At 71.1% G+C, this 20371-nt stretch carries 17 protein-coding genes; 6 read left to right on the forward strand and 11 right to left on the reverse strand.

Annotated elements, in window-relative coordinates; genetic code table 11:
• Positions 1-73: 73 nt before the first annotated feature.
• Together ABZ297_RS17355 and ABZ297_RS17360 are read right to left on the reverse strand one after the other, a co-directional pair.
• A complete protein-coding gene (locus ABZ297_RS17355; RefSeq protein WP_355346433.1) occupies positions 74-823 on the reverse strand; it encodes a hypothetical protein in 750 nt (249 codons plus the stop codon).
• A gap of 95 nt (positions 824-918) precedes the next feature.
• Positions 919-3225: a BTAD domain-containing putative transcriptional regulator gene (locus ABZ297_RS17360; RefSeq protein WP_355346436.1), complete on the reverse strand. Its 2307-nt coding sequence runs from the start codon at positions 3223-3225 to the stop codon at positions 919-921.
• Between the two features lie 269 nt (positions 3226-3494).
• On the opposite strand from ABZ297_RS17360, the gene ABZ297_RS17365 reads away from it, so the two are divergent.
• Positions 3495-5354: an NB-ARC domain-containing protein gene (locus ABZ297_RS17365; protein WP_355346439.1), complete on the forward strand. Its 1860-nt coding sequence runs from the start codon at positions 3495-3497 to the stop codon at positions 5352-5354.
• 117 nt (positions 5355-5471) lie between these two features.
• The gene (locus tag ABZ297_RS17370; RefSeq protein WP_355346442.1) at positions 5472-6929 is read left to right on the forward strand and encodes an FAD-binding oxidoreductase; all 1458 of its coding nucleotides are present in this window, start codon (positions 5472-5474) and stop codon (positions 6927-6929) included.
• A gap of 75 nt (positions 6930-7004) precedes the next feature.
• On the opposite strand, the gene ABZ297_RS17375 is transcribed toward ABZ297_RS17370, so the two are convergent.
• From ABZ297_RS17375 to ABZ297_RS17395, 5 genes are all read right to left on the reverse strand, one after another.
• Positions 7005-7946 carry a sigma-70 family RNA polymerase sigma factor gene (locus ABZ297_RS17375; protein WP_355346445.1) on the reverse strand — a complete coding sequence of 314 codons (942 nt, stop codon included), beginning with the start codon at positions 7944-7946 and terminating at the stop codon, positions 7005-7007.
• Positions 7947-8052: 106 nt separating this feature from the next.
• Positions 8053-9198 (reverse strand): imidazolonepropionase, encoded by a 1146-nt coding sequence (hutI, locus tag ABZ297_RS17380; protein WP_355346448.1) that lies wholly within the window; start codon positions 9196-9198, stop codon positions 8053-8055.
• A complete protein-coding gene (locus tag ABZ297_RS17385) occupies positions 9195-10517 on the reverse strand; it encodes a formimidoylglutamate deiminase (RefSeq protein WP_355346451.1) in 1323 nt (440 codons plus the stop codon). Before ABZ297_RS17385 ends, hutI begins: the two co-directional genes overlap by 4 nt.
• On the reverse strand, positions 10508-11683 hold the full coding sequence (locus ABZ297_RS17390) for an allantoate amidohydrolase (RefSeq protein WP_355346454.1): 1176 nt from the start codon (positions 11681-11683) through the stop codon (positions 10508-10510). Before ABZ297_RS17390 ends, ABZ297_RS17385 begins: the two co-directional genes overlap by 10 nt.
• A gap of 61 nt (positions 11684-11744) precedes the next feature.
• Positions 11745-12425 carry an SDR family oxidoreductase gene (locus tag ABZ297_RS17395; RefSeq protein WP_355346457.1) on the reverse strand — a complete coding sequence of 227 codons (681 nt, stop codon included), beginning with the start codon at positions 12423-12425 and terminating at the stop codon, positions 11745-11747.
• A 54-nt stretch (positions 12426-12479) separates the two neighbouring features.
• Between ABZ297_RS17395 and ABZ297_RS17400 the strand changes: the two genes are divergently transcribed.
• From ABZ297_RS17400 to ABZ297_RS17410, 3 genes are read left to right on the forward strand one after another with little or no spacing between them, the layout of a single operon-like run.
• A complete protein-coding gene (locus tag ABZ297_RS17400) occupies positions 12480-13010 on the forward strand; it encodes a PadR family transcriptional regulator (protein WP_355346460.1) in 531 nt (176 codons plus the stop codon).
• Positions 13011-13020: 10 nt separating this feature from the next.
• Entirely contained in the window at positions 13021-13974 is a 954-nt protein-coding gene (locus ABZ297_RS17405; protein ID WP_355346463.1) for an ATP-binding cassette domain-containing protein, read from the forward strand.
• Positions 13971-14717 carry an ABC transporter permease gene (locus ABZ297_RS17410; protein WP_355346466.1) on the forward strand — a complete coding sequence of 249 codons (747 nt, stop codon included), beginning with the start codon at positions 13971-13973 and terminating at the stop codon, positions 14715-14717. The genes ABZ297_RS17405 and ABZ297_RS17410 overlap by 4 nt, the downstream gene beginning before the upstream one ends.
• Here ABZ297_RS17410 and ABZ297_RS17415 read toward each other — a convergent pair.
• From ABZ297_RS17415 to ABZ297_RS17430, 4 genes are all read right to left on the reverse strand, one after another.
• Positions 14714-15547 (reverse strand): MurR/RpiR family transcriptional regulator, encoded by an 834-nt coding sequence (locus ABZ297_RS17415; RefSeq protein WP_355346469.1) that lies wholly within the window; start codon positions 15545-15547, stop codon positions 14714-14716. The two genes, ABZ297_RS17410 and ABZ297_RS17415, sit on opposite strands and share 4 nt — an antisense overlap.
• Positions 15548-15599: 52 nt before the next feature.
• A complete protein-coding gene (gene hutU / locus ABZ297_RS17420; RefSeq protein ID WP_355346472.1) occupies positions 15600-17249 on the reverse strand; it encodes a urocanate hydratase in 1650 nt (549 codons plus the stop codon).
• Positions 17250-17348: 99 nt separating this feature from the next.
• On the reverse strand, positions 17349-17801 hold the full coding sequence (locus tag ABZ297_RS17425) for a hypothetical protein (protein ID WP_355346475.1): 453 nt from the start codon (positions 17799-17801) through the stop codon (positions 17349-17351).
• 129 nt (positions 17802-17930) lie between these two features.
• Positions 17931-19652: an ABC transporter ATP-binding protein gene (locus ABZ297_RS17430; protein ID WP_355346478.1), complete on the reverse strand. Its 1722-nt coding sequence runs from the start codon at positions 19650-19652 to the stop codon at positions 17931-17933.
• A 204-nt stretch (positions 19653-19856) separates the two neighbouring features.
• Here ABZ297_RS17430 and ABZ297_RS17435 point away from each other — a divergent pair, with 204 nt between their 5' ends.
• On the forward strand, positions 19857-20300 hold the full coding sequence (locus tag ABZ297_RS17435) for a DUF4331 family protein (protein WP_355346481.1): 444 nt from the start codon (positions 19857-19859) through the stop codon (positions 20298-20300).
• Positions 20301-20371: the final 71 nt, after the last annotated feature.

The following is a 20371-nucleotide window of genomic DNA, read 5'->3' on the forward strand; positions in this document are numbered from 1 at the left end:
GAGTTTTCCGCCGGGGAGTCTCCCGCCGGGGCCCCGGCCCTACCCGCCGGCGGGTACGGCCGGGGCCGAGCCGCTACCGGTTGAGCGGATCCAGCTTGAGGTCGCCCTTCCACCGGGGGTTCGGCTTGCTGTAATCGGTGAAGCGGTAGGTGTGGTGGCCGCCCCATGTGCCCTCGCTGAGACGCCAGTCGCCGTCCGTCCTGATGCCGAGTTCGTGGCGCATCGGCGGCTTCGGCGGGGTGGCGTTGGGGTTGTAGTTCTCCCGGATCGGGACCTTGAGCTCGCCCCGCTCGGCGATCAGGAGGCGGTAGACGAACTTGTCACCCGAGCTGGTGGTGAACACCAGGGTGCCGTCCTCGTTGAAGACCGCACCGTCACGGTCGGCCACCTCGCTCTCGGGGATGTCCACGTACGGACCGTTGACCCCGTCGTCGTCGGCCGCATCGGCGTCGCCGTCGCCGTCGAGGTCGCAGTCATCGCATTCGAGACCGTCGGCGTTGTAGTTGAGTTTCTCCTGAATAAGGATGGCGTGGTACTTGATGAGGCGCATGTCCTCATTGGTCAACTGCGCCCACTCGCTGGCGAGGGCGTCGTTGACGAAGGCGGTGAGCTCCTGCTGGTTCTTGATGTCCCGCTTGAACTTGTCGATGATCGCCTTGATCACCTCCTTCAGCACCCGCTTCGCGAGGACGGGCACGATCATCCGCTGCTGGGCGGAGACGGACTGGGTCGCAACGGTGGCCGCCTGCGCGGGCGGCGCGACGAGAACGAGGCTCGATACGGTGGCAAGGCCGGCGACGGCGCCGGCGAGTCGTGTCTTCATGGACGCCGATCCTGTGCCACCGGGATAGACAGCTGATGTCTGAACGGCCGACGTCCCGTTTATCCGCTGGACGCCGATGGGGCGCAGGCGCCGGCTCAGCCCTCGCGAGCCTGCGACTCGCCCAGCAGCCCGAGCGCCTCTGCCAGCACGACGCGGTCGTCCTCGTTCCGGCAGAGCGCGGCCGCCCGCTCGATGTGCTGCCGGGCTTGCTCTTCGCGGGCGGTGGCGGCGAGGATCCAGCCGAGGGTGTAAGCGGCCCTGGCCTCGCCGCGGGGGTGACCCCGCCGCACCGACTCGTCGAGGACGGCCACCGCCGCGCCCTCCAGTTCGGCCCAGTGGCGGCCGTGCTCGCGCAGGACGCCGAGGGAGAAGAGCAGGTCGGCGGCCGGAGACAGCGGGCTGTGGGGAGCCCTGGCCAGCTGCGTGACCAGGCCGATCATCGTCAGGGCCTCGGTGTCGATCCACTCGCGAGCCTCCTCTGCCGACGCGAAGGACGCGCCGGCGGCCGGAGCGGGGACGAGCGCGCGGGCGTGGAGCAGCCGCAGGGCGTTGACCTGCGTGGCAAGCAGGTGGTCCAGCAGCCTGACGAGCGCGGCGCAGCGCTCGTGCGGCTGCTCCGACCGCTCGGCGAGGTTTCGCCCGTAGAGCCACAGCAGCTCGTGGAAGCGATAGCGGCCCGGGGTGGGCGAGTCAAGCATGCCCAGGTCGACGAGGCTCTCCACGATCTCCTCCGCGTCGAGCAGCTCAAGGCCGAGGATGGCCGCCGCGGCGGACAGCGAGAACGAGGTGGTCTCGGGGATCGTGAGCAGCCTGAAGGCCCGCGCCTGATCCGCGCCGAGCCGCTCGTAGCCGAGCTGGAAGGTGACCTCGACGGTCATGGTGCCGAGCCGCAGCTCGGACAGCCGTCGTCGCTCGTCGGCCAGCCTCCCGACCAGGGAGGAGATCGTCCACAGCGGCCTGGAGACCAGCCGGGACGCCGCGATGCGCACCGCGAGCGGCAGGAACCCGCACAGGACGACCGCGTCCTCCGCCGCCTCCGGCTCGGTGACGACCCGCTCCTCCCCCACGATCCTGGTGAACAGCTGCACGGCGTCGCGGGGCGTGAGCACGTCGAGGTCGACTCTGCGGGTCGTCGGCAGCCCCGCGGGCTTGGCTCTGCTCGTCACCAGTACGGCGCAGCCTCCCGTGCCGGGAAGGAGCGACCTGACCTGCGTGTCGTCCACGGCGTTGTCCAGGATGACCAGCATCCTGCGGTTGACCATGAGGCTGCGGAAGAGGGCCGCCCGCTGTGTCAGGTCGTCCGGGATGTCCGCGTCCGAACGGCCGAGCGCGTACAGGAACTCGCGCAGCGCCGCAGTGGGCTCGACGGGCAGGCCTCCGGCTCCGCACAGGTCGATGTAGAGCTGACCGTCCGGGAACGCATCGCTGAGCAGGTGAGCGACGTGGATCGCCAGAGCGGTCTTGCCCACTCCGCCCTTGCCGGACAGGCTCACCACGGTGGTCGCCTGCCCGGAGCCGGACTTCAGCACCTCGGTGAGGAGGGCGACCTCCTCCTGCCTGCCGGTGAAGTCGGACAGGTCGGCGGGTAGCTGGGCCACCGGCGGGAGTCCGGCGGGTGGAGCCTCGTGGGGGGCGGGCGACGGCCCGGGGTCGGGTCTGGGGTCGAGCCGGGCGGGCGACAGGTCGGGGTCCGAGGTGAGGATGCGGTGATGCAGCGCCCTGAGCTCGCCTCCCGGGTCGATGCCCAGGTCCTCGGCGAGCAACCGCCTGGTCCGGTCGAAGACCTCCAGCGCCTCGGCCTGCCGTCCGCACCGGTACAGAGCCAGCATCAGCAGACCGCTCAGCGATTCCCGCAGGGGATGCGCGGCGCTCAGCATGGTCAGGTCCGCCACGGCCTCGATGGCCCGTCCGAGCTCGATGTCGAGTTCGAGCTTGGCCTGCAGGGCGCTCAGCCGACGGTCGCCGAGCCGGTCGCGCTGAGCCTCGACGTACGGCCCGGCCGTGCCGTCCATGGCGTCGCCCTGCCACAGGCCGAGGGCCTGTGTCAGCAGCGTGCGGGCGCGAGCGAGGTCGCCTGCTGTCCGGGCCTTCTCGGCCTCGGCGTACCCCTCCTCGAACACCAGTGCGTCCAGCGAGCCCCTGGGGAAGGACATGGCGTAGCCGGTGCCCACGGAGACGACCAGGCCGGGCCTCGACCGGTCGGCTTCCAGCACCTTCCGCAGCCGGTAGGCGTAGGTCCGCAGGGTGCTGAGGGCGCGCGAGGGCGGGCCCTGTCCCCAGATCGCAGCGATGAGCGCGTCGCTGGTGATCGCCCGGCCCTCATGGAGAAGGAGGGCGCAGAGCAGGGCGCGCTGCTGTGGCGAGCCGAGGTTGAGCTCCTCATCGCCTTGCCACGCCCGCACTGGGCCTAGTACCGAGAAGCGCAAGCCATCAGATCGATCCATACCCCGCCTTTGAAATATTCGTACGAATGATAGCCATTTGATCTGTTCGGCGGGCTCACCCGTAGATCAGGCGGCGGCAGAGTTGGATAACGTAGGCGCGATTGGCGGGGGAATTTCCGGCATTTCTAGTTGATTTTTGTGGCAACGGGGGGTTAAGGGTGAGTCACAGTACGTTGCCGCCTGCGCAGTTACCGGCTGACATCCCTGACTTCACTGGCAGAGAGCATGTGATCGCCGACCTGGCCGAGCGGCTCACCACCACTACAGGCAACGCGCTGACCGTGGTGGCCGTCTCGGGGGCGGGCGGGATCGGCAAGACCACCCTTGCGCTGCACGTGGCGCACGCCGTACGAGGCGCGTTCGCCGACGGGCAGCTCTACGCGAGCCTGCGCGGAGCGGGAGCCGCGCCCCTGCGGCCCGAAGACGTGCTCGCCGACTTCCTGCGGGCGCTCGGCCTCAGCGACAGGGAGATCCCCTCGGGGATCCCCGCGCGCACCGCGCGGCTGCGGTCGGCGCTGTCGGGACGGCGGGTGCTGATCGTCCTCGACGACGCCATGGACACGAGCCAGGTCGCGCCCCTGATACCCGGGGCTGCCACCTGCGCGGTGCTGGTGACCAGCAGATCATGGCTGGGTGACCTGCCCGGCGCCCACCAGGAGCGGCTCGACCTGTTCCGCCGGGAAGAGGCGCTGGAGCTGCTGGCCCGTGTGGCGGGGGCGGAGCGTGTCGCAGTCCAGCCCGCGGAAGCGGTCAAGCTGGTCGAGTCCTGCGGCCTGCTGCCGCTGGCCGTGCGGATCGTGGCGGCACGGCTGGCCGCGCGGCCGGGTATGAGCGTGGAGGTGCTGGCGAGCCGGCTCATCGACGAGCGGCGCAGGCTCGCGGAACTCAAGATCGGCCGCGACGCGGTGGAGTCGTCCTTCGCGCTCGGTTATGAGCCACTCGGCGCCGATCACGCCAGGGCCTTCAGGCTGCTGGCGCTGATGGACGGGCCCGACCTGTCGGTCGCCGCCGCGGCGGCCGTCCTGGATGTGAGCCAGGCCGAAGCCGAGGACCTCTGCGAGTCGCTCGTCGACCTGAGCCTGCTGCAGTCGCGGGGGCCCGGCCGCTACCGTTACCACGATCTGGTGCGCCTGTACGCCAGAGGGCTGGCCGAGCGGGTGGACTCGGCGAAGGAACGGACGGCCGCGTCCGACAGGCTGCTCGACCACTACCTCGAGGGGATCAGAGGGGTCTGCAGGGTCTCGCTGCCCGGGTTCGTCCATCAGGCCGGGCACCAGGCTCCCGAGCTGACCTTCGCCGACGGGCCCGCCGCCCGCGCCTGGATGCGCGCGGAGCAGGCCAACGTCAGCGCGGCGCTCGAGCAGGCGGGACGTTCCGGAACCCGCGCCCTCGCGGAGGAGGTGCCGCTGCTGACAGAGGTGACGGGCCTCTCCGACCTCGACGACCGGATCATCCTCGGCGCCGTCCTGATGGCGCTGGGGCTGGGCGCGCTCAGGGTGCGCGGCCGCGACGAGGCGATCAGCTCGCTGTCAGCGGCGCTGACCATCGCCGAGGTGCAGCAGAGCCCTCGGCTGGCGGCCACTACCCACGGCCTCCTGGCCATGACGCTGGGCGACGCCGGCTTCGTCGACGAAGCCAGGGCGCACGTGACGCAGGGGCTCCGGCTGGCGTACGAGATCAACGACCCCCAAGGGATCGGGGTCAACTTCCTGGGCGCGGCGGCGGCGGCGTTCCGCTCCGGCGACATGGAGGAGACCATCGACTGCCTGCTCAGGAGTGCTCAGGCCTACCGCGAGGGCGGGCTGCCGCTCAGGGCGGCGTGGGCGGCGCACCGCCTGATGGACGCCTACCGCGCCCTGGGGCGCCACGAGGAGGCGGTGAAGGTCGGCGAGGAGGCGCTGCCGCTCTATCAGGTGATGAACGACCCCCTGCTGGCCGGTTGCATCCTGAGCCGCCTCGGGCAGGCGTGGAGCGACCTCGGGGACCCTGAGCGCGCCCTGCGCTACTGGAAGGAGGCCGACGTGATCCTCGGCCCCTACGACGTGCCCGAGGGGCGCGCCGTTCGCCGTCGTCTCAGCGGCAGCTGAGGAGAAAGCGCGGTGAATTCCCCCTGCGCTGCTCGACAGGGCCCGAAAACCCCTTGGTGATCGGACGTTAATCGCCCTCCGGCAGGCTCAACCCGGTTTCACGAAAGGAAAACGACGTTGAGCGGACGATCCACCATCAAGGCCGCGGGAGCCGCGACCGAGGGGGGCGCGTCAGCGGCCCAGGCCGCCGACGATCCCGGCGACCACTTCGCGACGAGACTCAGGTCCGCGGTGAAGGGCGCCGTCCTGTTCCCTCGCGACCCCGGCTTCACAGCGGAGCACGCCGGCTTCAACCCCGTCGTCCGGCACACGCCCGAGGCGGTCGTGGTGCCCGACGACGCCGACGACATCCGCGCCGCCGTCCGGTTGGCGAGCCTGCTCGGGCTTCCCGTCGCTGTGCAGGCCACCGGCCATGGCATCAGCGCCGCCGCCGACGGCGGGATGCTGATCAACACCCGGCGGCTGGGCTCAGTGACGATCGACCCGGTCAAGCGCGTCGCCAGGGTCGCGGCAGGAGCGAGGATGCGGGAGGTGGTCGAGGCCGCCGCGGCGCACGGCCTGGCGACGGTCAACGGCTCCTCGCTCGACGTGGGCGCGGTGGGCTACACGCTGGGCGGAGGTCTCGGCCCGCTGGGCCGTAAGCACGGCTACGCCGCCGACCAGGTACGGTCCATCGACCTGGTCACGCCGGACGGCCGGCTGCTTCGCCTGTCGCCGGACCAGCACGAGGACCTGTTCTGGGCGGTTCGCGGCGGCAAGAGCAACTTCGGGGTGGTCACCAGCATGGAGATCGGCCTGGTCACGCTGGCGACCCTGTACGGCGGGGCGCTCTTCTTCCTCGGAGAGGCGGCCGACCGGGTGGTGCGCGCCTACCCCGCCTGGGCGGCCGAGCTACCCGAGGAGATGACGACGACACTGGCGTTCATGCGCCTGCCCGAGGCGCCCACTGTGCCTCCTCCCCTTCAGGGGCGGGTGGCGGTGCGCCTGACCGCCGCGTACCTCGGCGGCGAAGAGGAGGGCGAGCGGCTGCTCGCGCCGATGCTGGCCGCCGAGCCGACGCTCGGCTCCATGGGCGCGCTGCCGTACGAGAAGATCGGTACCATCGCCAACGACCCGCCCGTCGCGCCCCTTCCCGTCTTCGAGCGCACCGGGCTGCTCCGCGCTCTGGACGACGCCGCCGTCGAGCGGCTGCTCGCCCTGGCGGGCCCGGACGCCGAGCTGCCCTTCGGCGTGATCGAGCTCCGGCAGTTGGGCGGCGCCCTCGCCCGCCCGGCCGCGGTGCCCAACGCCATCGGCCACAGAGACGCCGGGTTCCTACTCTTCATGGCGAACCCGGCACCCGCCGATCAGGCCGGAGTGGTGAAGGGGCTGCAACAGAACCTGATGGACGCCCTCGAACCGCACCTCACGGGCGGCATGCTGCCCAACTTCATGAGCAGCTCCGACCTCGCCCCCGAGCAGGTCCGCGCGGCGTACACGCCGGCCGACCACCAGCGGCTGACGCGGCTGAAGCAGCTGCACGATCCGGGCAACCTGTTCCGGGTCAACCACAACATCAGGCCCGATGATGTGTGACTCGGCCGGCCGCCACGCCGTGATCCCGGCCGATGCCGGGTACGGCGTGGCAGCCGGCCCTTGCGCGCGGGGCGGCTACGCGGCCGCGCTGGCCATCTTGCGGAGGCGGGCCAGGGCGTCACGCTCGATCCGGCGGGCGCGGTCGCGGCCGATGCCGTAGCGCTCGCCCACCTCCGTCAGCGTGTGCTCGCGACCGTCGACCAGCCCATAGCGCCAGCGCAGCATCTCGCTGGTGTCGCCTTCGAGGCCCGTCAGCCACTGATCGAGGCGCTCCCGCTCCAGGATGTCGATCGCCTGCTGCTCCGGGTCGGCCCACGTCTCGTCGGCGATCATGTCGCCCAGCTCGGTCTCGTCCTCGTCGCCCACGCCGAGCTGCAACGACACCGGGTCGGACGCCCAGCGGCGCAGCTCGCGCACCCGCTCGATCGGCAGCTCGAGGAGCTCGGCGAGGTCGTCGTCGGTCGGCTCGACGTCGAACTCCGCGAGCATGTCGCGGCGCACCCGCATCAGCCGGGTCATCTGCTCCCCGGCGTGCGTCGGCAGCCGCACCGGGCGGGCCTGCTCATGGATGGCGCGCCCCACCGACTGCCTGATCCACCACGTGGCGTAGGTCGAGAACTTGTACCCGCGCTTGTAGTCGAACTTCTCCACCGCCCTGACCAGCCCCAGGTTCCCCTCCTGGACCAGGTCGATCAGCGGCATCCCCCGCCCTGAGTACTTCCGGGCCACCGCCACCACCAGGCGCAGGTTGGCCTGGATGAACTCGTCCTTCGCCCGCTGGCCGGAGACCGCCAGGCGTTCCAGCTCCTCGTCGGCCGCGTCGCTGACGCGCGGCTCCGAACCGCCGCTGTCGAGCAGCTGCTCGGCGAAGAGCCCCGCCTCGATCCGCTTGGCGAGCTCCACCTCTTCCTCCGCCGTAAGCAGCGGGACCCTGCCGATCTCCGCCAGGTACGTCCCCAGCAGATCGCGCTCGGCGACGTGCTGCTCCTGCGTGCGACTCCCCGTAGGCCTTGCCATCCCCAGGCACCTCGTTCCGCAGCTGCGTTCTATACCGTGGCAACGTCCGGCCAGATGCAAAGATTCCCTAAAGCGCTACGACCAGGGGACGGTTCTGGATGTCCTCCTAAAGGAGGAGACCGTCATGAAACACCTGGTGAACGAGGGGAACACCGGGTCGGTAAGCGAGGTGCACGTAGGAAGGGGCGTCGAGGACGACGAGGTCCGCGCGGGCCCCCGGGCGCAGCCAGCCTACGTCCGTGCGGCGCAGCGCGCGCGCCCCTCCGTACGTCGCGGCCCTGACCGCCTCCAGCGGCGTCATCCGCATCTCCCGGACGGCGAGCGCCACACAGAACGGCATGGACGAGGTGAACGACGAGCCCGGGTTGCAGTCGGTCGCGATCGCCACGGTCGCACCCGCGTCGAGCAGCCGCCTGGCGTCGGGGTACGGCGACCGGGTGGAGAACTCGGCCCCCGGCAGCAGCGTCGCCACCGTCGCCGACGAGGCCAGCGCCTGGACGTCGGCGTCGGACAGGTGCGTGCAGTGGTCGGCCGAGGCCGCGCCGAGCTCGCACGCGATCCGCACGCCGGGGCCCTCGCCGAGCTGGTTGGCGTGCACCCTGGCCAGCAACCCCGCCTTGATCCCCGCGGTGAGGATCTCCCTGGTCTGGTCGCCGTCGAACGCGCCGCGCTCGCAGAAGACGTCCACCCACTTCGCGTACGGCGCGCAGGCTTCGAGCATCTCCCCCGTGACCAGCCCGACGTAGTCGTCGGCATCGATCCCGGCGGGCACCACGTGCGCGCCCAGGTAGGTGGTCTCGTCGGTGAAACCGCCGGCGATCTCCAGTGAACGGCGCTCGTCCTCGACCGTGAGTCCGTAGCCGCTCTTGATCTCGACCGTGGTCGTGCCCTGCGCGAGCATCTCGTCCACCAGGGCGGCGGCGCGGGTGGCGAGGGCGGCGTCGCTGGCCTGCCTGGTGGCCTCGACCGTGGTGCGGATGCCGCCCGCGGTGTAGCTCTGGCCGGACATGCGGGCGGCGAACTCGGCGGTCCTGTCGCCGGCGAAGATCAGGTGGGCGTGGCTGTCGACGAAGCCGGGGAGCACGCACCTGCCGCCCGCGTCGAAGCGCACGTCGGCGTCGGGAGCCTGGCCGGCCTCGCCGACCCAGGCGATCCGGTCGTCCTCGATCACCACCGCCGCGTCGCCGATCTCCTCCCGTTCCGGGTCGCCGGTGTAGAGCAGCCCGATGCCGCAGATCACTATGGATGTCATCGCAGTCGTCCAATCGCCTCGGTGAGCATGGTCCCGACGTCGCCCAGCACGTGCCTGCCGTCCCTGACCACCCGGCGGCCTCCGGAGACCACCGAGTGGACGTCCGCCGCCGTGGCCGCGAACACCACGGCCTCCAGCCCGGACGTGCCCGCCGTGCGGACCGTGTCGGTGCGCACCGAGACCAGATCGGCCCAGGCGCCCGCCACCAGCAGTCCGGCGTCGGGGAAGCCGAGCGAGGTGTGGCCGACGGCGGTGGCGGCGCCGAGCAGCTCTGCCGCCCGCCAGTTGCCGCGGTGCTCGCACGACAGGCGCTCGTCCAGCTCGACCGCGCGGGCCTCCTCGAACAGGTCGATCACGGCCTGGCTGTCGGAGCCGAGCGTGATCGCCGCGCCCCGGTCGAACAGGGTGCGGGCGGGGCCGATGCCGTCGGCCAGGTCGCGCTCCGTGGTGGGGCACATGCAGATGTAGGTGCTCGACTGGGCGAGCAGCTCGATGTCCACGTCGGCCAGGTGGGTGGCGTGGACGGCGGTCGAGCGCGGCCCGAGCGCGCCGGCCTCGTGCAGCACCCGCACGGGGGTGGCGGCGTACATCTCGACGCAGGCGGCGTTCTCGGCGCGCTGCTCCGACACGTGCGCGTGCAGCGGCGCGGCGTGCCGGTGGGAGAACTCGGCGACCGTCGGCATCTGCTCGGGCGGGACCGCGCGGACCGAGTGGATGGCGGCGCCGATCTCCACGTCGGGCTGCCCCTCGTAGGCGGCGGCCAGTTCCTGTGCCCGGACCGCCCACAGGTCCGCGTCGCCGTCGCCGAACCGCTCCTGCGCGCCCGACAGGCCCGTGCCGAACCCGCCCGTCAGGTAGCAGGCGTCGAGCAGCGAGATGCGCAGCCCGGCGTCGCGCGCGGCCTGGATGAGGGCGTGCCCCATCGTGTTCGGGTCGTCGTACGGCCTGCCGCCGGGGCCGTGGTGCAGGTAGTGGAACTCGCCCACGCAGGTGACGCCGGCCAGCGCCATCTCCGCGTAGGTGGCCCTGGCCAGCGCGAGGTAGCTGTCGGGGTCGAGCCTGCCCGCCACCTCGTACATCACCTCGCGCCACGTCCAGAAGTCACCCTTGGCCTCCTGGGTGGCGCCGCGCAGCGCCCGGTGGAAGGCGTGCGAGTGCGCGTTGGCCAGGCCGGGGATGGTCAGGCCCGCCAGCCGTTCCGCACCGCCCGGCTCGCCCTGCTCCACGCTGGCGATGCGGTCGCCGTCGAGCTCGACGAGCACGCTGTCGGCGACCCCGTCGGGCAGCCAGGCCTGCTCGCACCAGTAGGTCAGCGACACAGGTCCTCCAGCACGTTCGCGAGCGCCACCACTCCCGCCTCGCAGTCTGCCTGCTCGGCGTGCTCCTCGGGCGAGTGGGACACGCCCGTGGGGTTGCGCACGAACAGCATCGCGCTCGGAACGCCCGCTGTGGCGAGGATCCCCGCGTCGTGCCCGGCTCCCGTGGGCAGCACCGGCGCGGGCGTGTCGCCCCCGCCCCCGCCGCCGACCACGAGGGCCAGCCGGTCTCTGAGCGAGTGGTCGAAGTCCACGACCGGGGTCCACGACTCCTCGACCACGTCGGCGTCGCGTGCCAGCTCCGTGACCAGGGCGCGGACGCCCGCCTCCGTCGCGCCCCTGGCGTCGAGCCAGGCCGAGACCAGGCCGGGCACGGCGTTGGCGTTGTTGGGGGTGATCCGCACCTTGCCGACGGTCGCCACCACGCCTTCGCGCTCGGCCACCTCGCGCGCCGCGAGCACCATCCGGGCGAACGGCAGCATCGGGTCGTCGCGGTCGGCCAGCCTGGTGGTGCCCGCGTGGTTGGCCTGGCCGCGGAAGTCGAAGCGCCACCGTCCGTGCGGCCAGATCGCGCTGGCGACGCCCACCGGGCTGCCCTGCTCGACGAGCCCGCGGCCCTGCTCCACGTGGAGTTCGACGAACGTGCCCACGGTGGCCAGGGTCTCCTCGTCGCGCCCGATCCGGTACGGATCGCGCCCCGCCCTGGCCATGACGTCGGACAGGGTGTCGCCGTCGTCGTCGGTCAGCGAGAGCGCCTTGCCGGGGTCGAGCACGCCGGTCATCAGCCGTGACCCCACACAGGGCACGCCGAACCTGGCGCCCTCCTCGTCGGTGAAGCAGGCGACGCCGAGCGGGGTGCGCGGGGAGAAGCCCCGGCCTCTCAGGACGTCGAGCGCGGCGAAGGCCGACACGACGCCGAGCGGGCCGTCGAAGGCGCCGCCCTGCCGCACGGAGTCGAGGTGGCTGCCGGTGACGACGCCCGGTTGCCGGGACGGGTCACCCCACCAGGCCCACAGGTTGCCGTTGCGGTCCTCGCGCAGGTCGAGCCCGCGTTTCGTGGCCTCGCCGCGGAACCACTCCCGCAGTTCCAGGTCGGCGGGGGACCAGGAGTCCCTGACGTAGCCGTTGGTGGCCGGATCACGTCCGATGCGCGCGAGTTCCTCAAGCATGGACCTACTGTAGTGAATGACTCCATTCAGCCCGCCAGGGCCTCGTGCGCGACGGGGGTCATCAGGTCACGGCGCTGGGGCGGATGGTCAGTTCGGTGAGGTGGGCGTCGGGGCCGGCGTTGACGGCGGCGAGGACGGCACGCGCGACCGTCGCCGGGGCGAGGTACTTGTCGGGCTCGAACGCGCCGCCCTCGTGCTGCCGGACGCCGCGCTGCATCTCGGTGGCCACCCGGCCCGGGTAGACGGTGGTGACCCTGAGCTCGGGCTCTTCCTCGCGCAGCGCGTCGGCGAAGGCGCGCAGCGCGAACTTGCTGGCCGCGTACGAGCCCCAGCCCGCCCTGACACGCTGACCGGCGCCCGAGTTGACGCAGACGACGTGGCCGTTCGCGCGCCTGAGCGCGGGCAGCAGGAGCCTGGTGAGCTCGGCGACCGCGACCACGTTCAGCTCCATCGTGGCACGCCACGTGCTCGCGGCGACCTCCTCGATCCTGCCGAGCGGGCTCATCCCCGCGCTGTGCACCAGCACGTCGAGCCGGTCGACGCCGGCGACGTCGGCCTGGGTCACCTCGGTCAGCTCCACGGGCCACGCACGCGCGTCGGGCAGCCGGGCCGCCAGTTCGGCCAGCGCCCGCTCGTTACGGCCGCCGAGGATGACGTGATGCGTCGGCGCCAGGGCCTCGGCGACGGCCTCGCCGACACCTCCGGAAGCGCCCGTGACCAGCGCTGTCGGTCGTTCACTCATGAGGCAAGCCTAGGGGAGCTTGACAGTTAATCAAATTTGAATACAAGCTTGAGTATGTCCTCGACACGCATCCTCATCCTCGGCAGTCTGCTCGACGGGCCGATGAACGGCTATCAGGTACGCAGGCGGCTGGAGGTGATGGGCGCCGACAACTGGGCCAACGTGGCGTTCGGCTCGATCTATCACGGGCTGTCGAAGATGGCCGACGAGGGGTTGCTGGAGGTCGTCGAGAGCGGCAAGGGCGGCAAGACCGTCTACGAGATCACCGAGACGGGCCGCCTGGAGTTCCACCGGCTGCTGCTGATCTCCTGGCACGAGATCAAGCCGATCGTCGACCCCTTCCAGGTGGCGCTCACGTTCATGGACCGCCTGAGCAAGGAGGAGGTCCTCGACGCCATGCACAGCAGGATCCACCAGCTCAAGATGCAGATCAGCATGATCGAGAACATCATGGGCGCCAAGCAGCGCTACGGCGCCCCCAAGCACGTGGACGAGAACCTCCGCCTCACCAGCGCCATGTTCGCCGCCCAGCTCGCCTGGGCGGAGAAGGCCGTCAAGCAGGTCGAGGCGGACGAACTTCCCTGAAAGGAGCCCCGTGATCATTGACGCGCACCAGTTACGCAAGACGTTCACCACCAGAGGCAGGAAGGGCACCCAGACCGTCGAGGCCGTCCGCGGCGTCGACCTCGAAGTGAAGAAGGGCGAGATCTTCGGTGTGCTCGGCCCCAACGGCGCGGGCAAGACCACCACGATCAGGATGCTCGCCACGCTGATCGTCCCCGACGGGGGGACCGCCACCATCGCCGGGCACGACCTGCGCAAGGAGCCCGGCGCCGTCCGGCGCAAGCTCGGCTACGTCAGCCAGGCCGGCGGAGTCGAGGAGAGCACCACCCCCCGGGCGCAGGTCATGATGGCCGCGCGGATCCACGGCGTCCCCGATCCGGCGCGGGCCACCGGCGAGGTGCTCGACCGCTTCGACCTGACCGAGATGGCCGACCGGCCCGGCCGCACCCTGTCGGGCGGGCAGAAACGGCGGGTCGCCATCGCGCTCGGCCTCGTGCACAGCCCGCCCCTGCTCTTCCTGGACGAGCCCACCACCGGCCTGGACCCGCAGAACCGGGCCAACCTGTGGGACCGCATCAGGCAGCTCCGCGAGCTGGGCACCAGCGTGCTGCTCAGCACCCACTACCTCGACGAGGCCGACGCCCTGTGCGACCGGCTGGTGATCGTCGACCACGGCCAGGTGGTGGCCGAGGGCACGCCGGGCGAGCTGAAGCGGGAGGTCTCCGGCGACGTCGTCACGCTCAGGCTGGACGAGCCCGAGCGGGCCACCGGCACCCTCAGGCCGTTCGCCCGCGAGATCCGCGCCGACGGCGACCTGCTCCGCGTGTACGTCGACGACGGCGAGCACACCCTGCCCGTGCTGCTGCGGGCGCTGGAGGCGCAGGACATCCCGCTCAGCTCGATCGCGCTCGACCGCTCCACCCTCGACGACGTCTTCCTGGCCAAGACCGGCCGGTCCCTTCGCGACGCGGGAGCCGCCGCATGATCCGCCATACCCTGCTCTTCCTGGTCTACGAGCTGCGCAACACGTTCAGGAACCCGATCTGGCCGCTGTTCGGCATCATCCAGCCGGTGGTCTACCTGCTGCTGTTCGGGCCGCTGGTGGCCGGCTCGATGAACCAGCCCACCTCGGCCGCGCTCACCGGCTTCGCGCCGGGCATGCTGGTGATCACCGCGCTGTTCGGCGCCATCGGGGTCGGCTACGGCATGATCTACGAGCTGCGCAGCGGCGTGCTGGAACGCATCGCGGTCAGCCCGGCGTGGCGGCCGTCGATCGTGCTGGGCCGCACCCTGCGCGACGGCGTGGTGCTGGTGCTGCAGTCGGTCGTGGTGATCCTCATCGCGCTGGCGATGGGCATGCGGGCCAGCCTGCCGGGCCTGGCCGTCATGGTGCTGCTCATCGCGGTGACCGGCCTGTTCTCCTCGGGCATCGGGTACGGCCTGGCGCTGTCGCTGCGGGACGAGAACGGCATGGCGCAGATCATGCAGTTCTTCGCGCTGCCGATCATGCTGCTGTCGGGCGCGCTGCTGCCGATGACGCTGGCCCCCGACTGGATGCAGAAGGTGGCCGTGTTCAACCCGATGTACCACCCGGTCGTCGCCGGGCGCGCCCTGTTCGCGGGGGACCTGACCGACGCGTCGATCCCGCTGGCCTTCGGCGTCATGCTGGCGCTGGCCGTGCTGACCGTGACCTGGTCGGTGCGCTCGCTACGCAGGATCGCCGGTTAGGCCGGATCGCCGGTTAGGAACGTGCCGGTCTCGTCGGTCATCCGCTCGTACTCCTCCAGCCGCGCCTGGGTGCGCAGCGGCGCCGCGTCGGCCATGGCCTCGACCAGGGCCATGGCCAGGGCCAGCGGCGCCGCGTGGGAGTCGAACACGAGCCGGTCACCGACGGGTGCGTCCAGGACGACCTCGGCGGGGAAGCCCGGCTTGTCGGTGATCACCGCCGTCCTGAACCCCAGTTTCCCGGCGTACTCGAGCGCCTGGATGACTTCGGCCGGATAGCGGGGCAGCACGACCGCCACCACCCACTCGGCCCCCGCCCGCCGGGCCGCGTGCAGCCCGTCGACCAGCTCGGACCCGCCGTGCGTCAGCAGCCGCACGTCCGGATGGATGCGCCGGGCGTAGTAGGCCAGGGTGGTGGCGAGCCCGCACGAGACCCTGAGCCCCAGCACGGGCAGCGGCTCGGTCGCGGCCAGCGCCGCCCCCAGCTCCTTGAGCGGGAAGGCGGTCAGCCGCTCGCGCACGGCGGTCAGGTTCCTGATCTCGCTGTCGATGGCCCCGCGCAGCAGGGTCTCCTGCGGGCCCGCGGGCGGGCCGCCCAGCACCAGCGGGCGCAGGGCCTGCCGCAGCTCCGGATACCCGGCGAAGCCGAGCACCATGGCGAACCGGGTCACGGACGGCTGGCTCACCCCGGCCCGCTCGGCCAGCTCGACACTGGACAGGAAGATCGCCTCGTCCAGGTTCTCCGACAGATAATGCGCGATCCTGCGCTGCACCGGGGACAGTCGCCTGCCCTCCAGCAGCCTCTCCAGCCCGCCGTGGTATCCGCCCGTCACGCCACCTCCAACACCGGCCGCCTTCCCTGTCATCCCGCCGGAGGATGACGAGTCAGGACTCGCGCATCGGGACGCGCACGCCGCGCTCCCGCGCGACCGTGGCCGCTTCGTCATAACCCGCGTCGACGTGCCGCATCACGCCGGTTCCCGGGTCGTTGGTGAGGACGCGGTTCAGCTTCTCCCGCGCCAGGGCGGTGCCGTCGGCGACCGTGACCTGCCCCGCGTGGATGGAGCGGCCGATGCCGACCCCGCCGCCGTGATGGATCGACACCCAGGCGGCGCCCGAGGCCGTGTTCAGCATGGCGTTGAGCAGGGGCCAGTCGGCGATCGCGTCGGAGCCGTCGGCCATCCCCTCGGTCTCGCGGTACGGCGAGGCGACCGAGCCGGCGTCCAGGTGGTCGCGGCCGATGACGAGGGGGGCCTGGAGCTCGCCGGAGGCGACCATGTCGTTGAAGCGCTCGCCCGCGACGTTCCGCTCGCCGTACCCGAGCCAGCAGATGCGCGCGGGCAGGCCCTGGAAGTGCACCTTCTCCCCGGCCATGCGGATCCACCGCGACAGCGGCTCGTTGTCGGGGAACAGCTCGAGGATGGCCCTGTCGGTGGCGGCGATGTCCTCGGGGGCGCCGGAGAGCGCGGCCCAGCGGAACGGGCCCTTGCCCTCGCAGAACAGCGGCCTGATGTAGGCGGGGACGAAGCCGGGGAAGTCGAAGGCGCGCTGGTAGCCCGCGAGCTGCGCCTCGCCGCGGATGGAGTTGCCGTAGTCGAAGACCTCCGCCCCCGCGTCCTTGAAGCCGACCATCGCCTCGACGTGGCGGGCCATCGACTCGCGGGCGCGCTGGGTGAAGCCCGCCGGGTCCTTGTCGCGCTCGGCGGCCATGTCGTCGAAGGCCACGCCCAGCGGCAGGTACATCAGCGGGTCGTGGGCCGAGGTCTGGTCGGTCACGATGTCGATCTCGGCGCCGCGGGCCAGCAGCTCGGGCACGGCCTCGGCGGCGTTGGCCACCACGCCGATCGACAGCGGGCGGCGGGCGTCGCGCGCCTCGTAGGCCAGGCGCAGCGCCTCGTCCAGCGTGGCCGCCTCGACGTCCAGGTAGCGGTGCTCGATGCGGCGGGCGACCGAGCGCGGGTCGCAGTCGACGCAGATGGCCACGCCGCCGTTCATCGTGATGGCCAGCGGCTGCGCGCCGCCCATGCCGCCGAGCCCGGCCGTCAGCGTGATCGTCCCGGCCAGCGAGCCGCCGAACCGCTTGGCCGCCACCGCCGCGAACGTCTCGTAGGTGCCCTGCAGGATGCCCTGGGTGCCGATGTAGATCCAGGAACCGGCGGTCATCTGGCCGTACATGGTCAGCCCGGCCGCCTCCAGCCGCCGGAACTCCTCCCAGTTCGCCCAGTCGGGCACCAGGTTGGAGTTGGCGATCAGCACCCGCGGCGCCCACTCGTGCGTGCGGAAGACACCCACCGGACGCCCCGACTGGACGAGGAGGGTCTCGTCGCCGCCGAGCGTGGTCAGCGTGCGCACCATCGCGTCGAACGACGGCCAGTCGCGGGCCGCCCGGCCGGAGCCGCCGTACACGACGAGCTGCTCGGGGTGCTCGGCGACCTCCGGGTCCAGGTTGTTCTGGAGCATGCGCAGGGCTGCTTCCTGCGGCCACCCCTTGGCGGTGATCGTCGTGCCTCGCGGCGCGCGCACGATGCGGCTCATGCGATACCCCTTCTGAATGAACATATTCACCTATGTCACTCGAAGGGTACGGTACGGCGGAGCGCCGCGCGAGGGCGCACGACGCTCCATCCTCACGACTCAGCCGCAGTGGAAGGGCTTCTGGGAGTTGTAGTTGGCCCAGTTGTGGTTCTTGTCAGCCACGCCGGCCTGGACAACGATGCACTTGCCCTTGCCCTTGACGGACACCGGGCCCGCGTACTGGCCGAACTGGCCGCTGTCCTCGTCGTGGATCGAGCTCCGATGGCAGGCGGCGGTGGACGGCGTGCCCTTGGCGCAGGCCCAGAGCTGGAGGATCATCCCGCTCTTGGTGCCGTAATCGACGACTCGGTCCAGGCGGGCGCAGTTCGTGCCCGTCGAGCCGTTCCAGTAGAGCTTGAGCGTGCCGTACGTCTTGCCGCTCCGCTTCACAGGGATCGAGTCGACCTGCGATCCGCTGCAGGAGGCGGCGCTGGCAGGCGCGGCGATGGTGAGGGGTACGACCGTGGCGCCGATCAGGGCGGCGGCTGCGAGTCCAACGGTTGCGAGCTTCACAAACACTCCTTGCTGACAACAGAAAACCGTTCAGCAAAGGACCGTAGGGATCAAAAGCGGGATCCGGATGGCCGGAACCCGCCTAGATCGTTAACGGAGGATGATCAGCAGTTTACGCCGAAGCTTCTGTCAGCCCACCAAGAACTGCGTGGCCGCCAGCTCGCGGTACAGCTCGTCCTCGCCGACCAGCTCCTCGTGGCTGCCGACCGCGCGGACGCCGCCCGCCTCCATGACCACGATCCGGTCGGCGTTGGTCACCGTCGACAGCCGGTGCGCGATGACCAGAACGGTCGTCTCGGCGGCCACCTCGGCGATCACCTCCCGCAGCCGCAGCTCGTTGACCGCGTCGAGCTGCGAGGTGGCCTCGTCCAGCAGGAGCAGCCTGGGCTTGCGCAGCAGGGCCCTGGCGATCGCGACCCGCTGCCGCTCGCCGCCCGACAGCAGCACGCCCCGGTGACCGACGGCGGTGTCGAGCCCGTCGGGCAGCCTGGCCACCAGGTCGTCCAGGCGGGTGCGGGTGATCGCGCGGCGCAGCTCGTCCTCGGTGGCGTCCTGGGCGGCGAAGAGCAGGTTCTCCCTGAGGGTGCCGGCCAGTACGGGGGCGTCCTGCTCGACGTAGCCGAGCGCGGCGCGCAGCTCGCCGAGCGGCCAGTCGCCGATCTCGCGCCCGTCGAGCGTGATCGCTCCCGACTGGTGCTCATAGAACCGTTCGAGCAGGGCGAACACCGTCGACTTGCCCGCGCCCGACGGCCCCACCAGCGCGGTGAGCCCTCCTGGCGGCACCTCGAAGCTGACCCCGTCGTGGACGAGCGGCCGGTCGTCGCCGTAGCGGAACACCACGTCACTGAACGTGACGCCGAGTGGCCGCGAGTCGAACGGGGCGGGGTCGCTGACCGGCTCGGCGGGCAGGTCCTCGATCTCCTTGATCCGCTTCATCGCGGCCAGGCCCTGCTGGAGCTGGACGGCCCCCTCGACGAGCTGCCCGATCGGCGCGACCAGGTAGAACAGGTACAGCAGGAACGCGATCAGCGCCGAGACCTCCAGCGCGCCCGACGCGACCCTGGAGCCGCCCACCGCAAGCACGCACAGGAACGCGATCTGCACCGCCATCCAGGTCGCCACCCCGGCCAGTGAGGTCCACCCGGCCACCTGCAGCCCCCTGTCGCGGGCCCGCTCCGCCGCGTCGGCGACCACGCCGATCTCGCGCTCCTCCGCACCACTGGCCTTGACCGTCCGGTACGCCTGCAACGCCCGGTCGAGCACCGAGCCCATCTCGCCGACGGCCTCCTGCGCGCCCTTCTGCGCCCGCTGGATCCTGGGCATGATCAGCCCGGTCAGCCCGCCGATCACGACCACCACGAGCAGCGTGACCAGCAGCAGCACGCCGTCCATGGTCGCCATCATGACGATCGCCCCGGCCAGCATGAACACCGAGCCGACCGAGTTGACGATCCCGTTGGTCAGCACGGCGCGCAGCAACGTCGTGTCACCGGTCACCCGCGACAGCAGGTCGCCGGGCTTGAGGCGGTCGACGTCCGCGACCTTCAGCCGCAGCATCCGGTCGACCAGCTTGCGCCTGGCGCCGAGCACGACGGCCTCGCCGGTGCGCTCCATCAGGTACATGCCCCCGGCCGAGACCACCGCTCCGACCAGCACCGCGACGGTCAGCCCGAGTAACGGCCCGGTCATCGACCGGTTCTCGCCGAAGGCGTCCACCACGTACTTGGCCAGCAGCGGCATGGCGAGCCCCGCCAGCGAGCCGATCAGGCCCAGCACCCCGCCCACGATCAGGATCCCCCTGTGCGGGCGGATGTAGGCGAGCAGCTCCTTGATCACCGTGTCTCCTCTCATGGCGAATCCCCGAACCCCCAACGAACAGCGGCACGGATTCGACACCGGTCAACCTAGATTGACGACCATAGTATGTCAACTTTCGTTGACGCCTCCTCCTTGAGGACGAGATGACACATCCGCCGCGCGCCTTCCGACGAATAAGGCGTCGAGGAACCCGGCCGGAACCTCTCCCACCCGATCGACCCTTCGAAAGGACCGAACATGGAGCTCCGGATCAACCGGCGCGCCCTGATCGGACTGGGCGTCGCGGCGGTGCTGACCGCCTCCTCGTTCGCCCTGCTCCGCCCCGGCTCCGGCACCGCTTCCTCGCACCGCGAGGCCCCGATGATCGCCGGCGACCCGCGCAACGACAACACGGACGTCTACGCGTTCGTCAGCCCTGACAAGGCCGGCACGGTGACCCTGCTGGCCAACTGGATCCCGTTCGAGGAGCCCCACGGCGGCCCCAACTTCTACACCTTCGACACCAGGTCCCGCTACAACATCAAGATCGACAACAACGGGGACGCTGAACCCGACATCACCTACCAGTGGACCTTCCGTGACGAGGACCGGCGCGGCACCGGCACGTTCCTCTACCAGAATGTGGGCCAGTGCTCCGGCGTTTACGCCGGGGGTGAAGGCCCACGTGGGAGTGCCCGCTAGGGCGCGAGCGTGCCCTGACCTTTCAGGTTTGTCGGCAGCAGCTTCACTCACACAGGTCGTTTCTGCTGCTC

The sequence above is a fragment of the Nonomuraea sp. NPDC005983 genome (assembly GCF_040614375.1).
Classification (GTDB): Bacteria; Actinomycetota; Actinomycetes; order Streptosporangiales; family Streptosporangiaceae; genus Nonomuraea.